This window comes from Phenylobacterium sp. (assembly GCF_004799395.1).
Taxonomy (GTDB): Bacteria; Pseudomonadota; Alphaproteobacteria; order Caulobacterales; family Caulobacteraceae; genus Phenylobacterium.
Genome location: NZ_SSMZ01000224.1, coordinates 1 through 3,924 on the forward strand (window position 1 = coordinate 1; position 3,924 = coordinate 3,924).

5 protein-coding genes are annotated in these 3,924 nt (G+C 72.8%); 2 read left to right on the forward strand and 3 right to left on the reverse strand.

Features of this window, described 5'->3' with window-relative positions:
* The 3 genes from E8A12_RS14305 to E8A12_RS14315 form a co-directional block, all read right to left on the reverse strand.
* A partial coding sequence (locus tag E8A12_RS14305; protein WP_293369914.1) for a CNNM domain-containing protein occupies positions 1-681 on the reverse strand: 681 nt, incomplete at its 3' end.
* Positions 678-1,787 carry a 3-dehydroquinate synthase gene (aroB, locus tag E8A12_RS14310; protein ID WP_293369905.1) on the reverse strand — a complete coding sequence of 370 codons (1,110 nt, stop codon included), beginning with the start codon at positions 1,785-1,787 and terminating at the stop codon, positions 678-680. The genes aroB and E8A12_RS14305, both read right to left, overlap by 4 nt.
* The gene (locus E8A12_RS14315) at positions 1,784-2,362 is read right to left on the reverse strand and encodes a shikimate kinase (protein ID WP_293369907.1); all 579 of its coding nucleotides are present in this window, start codon (positions 2,360-2,362) and stop codon (positions 1,784-1,786) included. The genes aroB and E8A12_RS14315 overlap by 4 nt, the downstream gene beginning before the upstream one ends.
* Before the next feature lie 79 nt (positions 2,363-2,441).
* Between E8A12_RS14315 and E8A12_RS14320 the strand changes: the two genes are divergently transcribed.
* The gene (locus E8A12_RS14320) at positions 2,442-3,737 is read left to right on the forward strand and encodes a hypothetical protein (RefSeq protein WP_293369910.1); all 1,296 of its coding nucleotides are present in this window, start codon (positions 2,442-2,444) and stop codon (positions 3,735-3,737) included.
* A partial coding sequence (locus E8A12_RS14325; protein ID WP_293369912.1) for a site-specific integrase occupies positions 3,734-3,924 on the forward strand: 191 nt, incomplete at its 3' end. The genes E8A12_RS14320 and E8A12_RS14325, both read left to right, overlap by 4 nt.

Consider the following 3,924-nt stretch of genomic DNA (forward strand, 5'->3'; position numbering starts at 1 on the left):
CTCCCGCGGGCTCAGCTCGACGTCGAGGGTGGCGATCTCCTTGCGGTGGACCATCACCTCGCTGACGTCCATCTCGGCCAGGTCCAGCACCCCGCCCAGCATCCACCGGTCGTGGGTCTCCACCAGGCCCTCGGAGTGGTGGTATTCCACGGCGCCGCGGATTTCCTCGTGGGCGGCCAGCACGTCCATCTCCATGCCCAGCCGCACACCGAACAGTCCCAGCGTCTTCCGCACGACCCACTGGATGGTGAAGATGATCGGGCCGAACACCCGCACCACCAGCTCCGTCGGTCCCGACAGGAACCGCGCCACGTCGTCGGAGCGCAGGATGGCCAGGGTCTTGGGCAGCACCTCGGCGAAGACCAGGACCAGCACGGTCATCACGCCCGTCGCCACCGCCACGCCCAAGGCGCCGGGGATCGCCTTGGTCAGGACCTGGGTGGCCAGCGCCGACGAGAGGATGTTGATCAGGTTGTTGCCCAGGAGGACCGCGCCGATCATCGTCTCGCGGTCGTTCAGCAGGCGGTTGACGCGCCGCGCCGCGCGGTCGCCGTCGCGCTCCATCTGGTGCATGCGCGCGCGGCTGGCGCCGGTCAGCGCCGTCTCGGCGGCCGAAAACAGGGCGGAGATGGCCAGCAGGCCGAAGACGATGGGCGCCAGCGCCATGATCGCGCCCATCAGACCGCCCCTTCGCTCTGCAGGAAGCGCGCAACCGCGCCGGCGTCCACGTCCTTGGCCACGGAGGCCTCGCCGATCCGGCGGGCCAGGATGAAGGTCAGCTTGCCGCCCTCGGCCTTCTTGTCCTGCGCCATGTGATGAACCAGGCGTTGGGCGTGGAACGGCCGGCGCGAAACCTCGGCCAGCGTCGTCGGAAGGCCGGCGGCGGCGATGGCGCCGCCCGCACGAGCCGCCTCCTGCGTCGCGCAAAGCCCCTGGGACGCCGAGAAGCGAAAGGCCAGCGCCATGCCCGCGGCCACCGCTTCGCCGTGGAGCAGCGCCTCGCCGTAGCCGGTCTCCGCCTCCAGGGCGTGGCCGAAGGTGTGGCCAAGATTCAGGAGCGCGCGGCGGCCCTGCTCGGTCTCGTCCTCGCCGACGATCTCGGCCTTCATCTCCACCGACCGCGCCACGGCGTGCGCCAGGGCCTGTGGCTCGCGCGCCAGCACCGCCGCGCCGTTGGCCTCAAGCCACTCGAAGAAGCCAAAATCGCCCAGGAGGCCGTATTTGATCACCTCGGCGTAGCCGCAGCGCATCTCCCGCTCAGGCAGGCTCGCCAACACGTCGAGGTCGGCCAGCACCAGCCGCGGCTGGTGGAAGGCGCCCACGAGGTTCTTGCCGCGCGGCGTGTCGATGGCGGTCTTGCCGCCCACCGAGGAGTCCACCTGCGCCAGCAGGGTGGTGGGGATCTGCACGAAATCGACGCCGCGCTTGTAGATCGCCGCGGCGAAGCCCGCGAGGTCGCCGACCACGCCGCCGCCGAAGGCTGTGATCACATCGCCTCGGTCGAGCTCCAGCGTCAGCAGCCGGTCGCTGACGTCGGCCAGGCCCTCGAAGCTCTTCGTGGCCTCGCCCGGCGGCACAATCACCGGCGAGACCGCAATCCCCGCCGCCTTCAGGGCGGCCGTGAGCCGCGCGCCATGCAGGTCCCAAACGGTCTCGTCGCTGACCACGGCCGTGCGGCGGCGCTTCAGGAGCGGCGCGAGAGCCTCGCCGGCCCCGTCGATCAGGCCGGGCCCGACCCGGACCTCGTAGCTGCGCGCGCCCAGACCTACGGCGATCGCGCGGCTCATGGTGTGGGGGCCTTGGGCGCAGGGGCGCTGGGCTCGGACGCTTCGAGATGGGCGCCCAGCGCGCGGATCACCTGCTCGACCGTGACGTGGTGCGCCGCGTCGCCGGTCTCGACCGTGATATCGGCCTCGCCATAGGCCGGATAGCGCACGTCGGCCTGGGCCTGCAGCACCTCCAGGGGATCCTTGCCGGCCAGCAGCGGCCGGGTGTCCTTGCGCGACACGCGGCGCGCCAGCACATCCAGGTCGGCTTTTAACCAGACCGACACCGCGTTGGATTTGATCAGCGCTCGGGTCTGGCCGTTCATGAAGGCGCCGCCGCCGGTGGCCAGGACATGCGGCTCCTGGTCCAACAGGCGGGCGATGACGCGGCGTTCGCCCTCGCGGAAGGCTTCCTCGCCCAGGTCGGTGAAGATGTCGGAGATCGACCGGCCGGCGGCGGCTTCGACCTCGGAGTCGGCGTCGCGGAACGGCAGGTCCAGAGCGCTGGCGAGCCGGCGGCCGACGCTCGACTTCCCCACGCCCATCAGGCCCACGAGGGCGATGGTGCGGCGGCGCAACGGTGCATAGCGGTCCATGGACGGTCCCAATATACACGGCGCTCTACACGAGGCGGCGCCCTCGCGCCAACTTCGTACGGCGGCTATGATCCGGCTCATGTCGCGTCGCATCGGTCTTCTCGCCCTGTTGCTGTTTGTCGGCCCCGCCGCCGGCGCGCTGGCGCAGGAGCCGCCGCCCGCCGCCACGGCCCCCGCCGACTCGCCCCCGCCAGGGCCTCTGCCGCCGTCCCCGCCCGTCGCCGCTGCGCCGGCGACACAGGGCGTGGAGGTCGAGGCGCTGGCCGCGCCCGACGCCTTCACCACGGCTGGGCGCGACACCGGCCTGCCGGCCACGCTGTGGCGCGGCGCGTCCCTGAAGACTGTCCAGACGGTGCTGCCGCTGGTCGCGGCAAAGCCGCTCAGCCCCGCGGCGGCGGCCCTCGCCAGGCGGGTGTTGGCGACCGGCGCGCCGGGTCCCAAGGGCGGCAATGATCCGGCGTTGACGGGCGCCCGCGCCATCGCGCTCCTGGGCCAGGGCGACGCCAAGGCCGCCGCCGCCATCCTCGCCCGCGCGCCGGGGGTCGACCGCACGCCGGAACTGGCCCGCGCGGCGGCCGAGAGCGCGCTGCTGGCGGGCGATGACGCGCGCGCCTGCGCGGTGGCGGAAAGCCTGACCTCCGGCCGCGACGACGTCTACTGGCTGCGCCTGCGCGCCTACTGCCAGGCCATCGGCGGCCACCCCGACCAGGCGCAGCTGACCTTCGACCTGGCCCAGGCGCAGGCCAAGGACCCGATCTTCGCCCGGCTGATGACCGCCAAGCTGGCGGGCGCCGGCAATCCCGGCGCGGCCTCGCTGCGCAACGGCCTCGACTACGCCCTGTCGCACAGCCTGGGGCTCGACCTGACCACCGCCAAGGCCTCGCCGGCCGTCGCGGCGGCGCTCTCCGGCGGCGGTCCCGCGGAGCCGACCTTCGACCTGGCGAGCCTGCCGCCCGACATCGCGCCCTTTGCCCAGGCCGCCGCGAGCGGCCGACCGCTCGCCGCCGCCGACCTCGCGGCCCTGATGGGCGTCGGGCAGTCCGGCGACCCCAAGGCGCACGCGCGAGCCCAGGCCGCAATCCTGTTGGAACTGGCGCTGGAGTTCGAAGGGACGCCGGAAATCCTCGACGTCGCGGCCAGCCTCGGCGTTCCGGAGGGCAGGGCGCCGGTGGGCCGCGACCTTGCGCTCGACGCGGCGGCGAACCGGAAGCTCATGGGCGAGGCCGCGATGCTCGCGCTCTGGACTTGCGCCGAGGCCGGACCGACGGGCCTGGCGGTCGGCGATCGGGTGCGGATCGTCCATGCGCTGCACGCCGTCGGGCTCGAAACGGACGCCCGCGCCTTCGCCCTGGAAGGCCTGCTGGCGCTGAAATGAGCGGACAGGGTCCGTCCTGGGCTGAAGCCTTCTTGGAAATGATGTCCGTCGAGCGTGCGGCGGCCAAGAACACGCTGACCGCCTACGCGCGCGACCTCACCGACGCCTCCGGCTTCCTCGCCGGTCGGGGCCGCGACCTAGCCGACGCCAGCGCCGAGGACGTCGAGGCCTATTTCGTCGGCTTGAG

Coding starts and splice junctions, on each gene's coding strand:
- aroB (WP_293369905.1), bottom strand. CDS start 1,787: ATGAGCCGCGCGATCGCCGTAGGTCTGGGCGCGCGCAGCTACGAGGTC.
- E8A12_RS14315 (WP_293369907.1), bottom strand. CDS start 2,362: ATGGACCGCTATGCACCGTTGCGCCGCCGCACCATCGCCCTCGTGGGC.
- E8A12_RS14320 (WP_293369910.1), top strand. CDS start 2,442: ATGTCGCGTCGCATCGGTCTTCTCGCCCTGTTGCTGTTTGTCGGCCCC.